This window comes from Neisseria sp. P0021.S006, assembly GCF_051956895.1.
The window spans coordinates 1-507 of the sequence record NZ_JBQCWZ010001080.1; the positions used below are offsets into that span (position 1 = coordinate 1).

General features: G+C 58.4%; 1 protein-coding gene. It reads right to left on the reverse strand.

All coding sequences use genetic code 11. The annotated features are described in order from the left end of the window. Positions 1-507 (reverse strand): EamA family transporter (locus tag ACTHUM_RS18820; protein ID WP_440403801.1); only part of this gene is annotated, 507 nt, incomplete at both ends.

Here is a 507-nt window from a genome sequence, read left to right on the forward strand (position 1 = left end):
TCGGCAATCAAACCTAACGTATCCGTAAAAAATACGATATACACCAGCGCACACGGCACAATCACCATCAAATCCAGCGTCAGCCCGACCAAGGGCGGCACGCCCAACCTTCGCCGCAGCAGGTAATACACAGGATAAGTGCCGAACACCCACACCGTCGCCCACGAAAACGCCCCCATCCGCAGCCATTCCCACGCCACGCCGGCGCACGCCAGCATGACTGCCGTCGTTTGCAGTCGGTTGAGGCGTTCTTTAAACCAAATCCGCCCGCACAACATCATAGCCAGCGGAAACAGAAAATAGCCCATTGCCACATTCACGCCCTCCCCGTTGACGGGCGACCAGACAAACAGCCACAATTGGCTCGCAAAAACAGGGGTGGGCAGGAAAATCAGCAGCCAGCGTTTCCAATCCCGGCCGACGCCGCGTATAAATCTGTCTGCCGCCTGCCAGCCGCCCACCATCCCCATCAGGACGAACAAAGCCGCCAGCATCGCCACCATACGC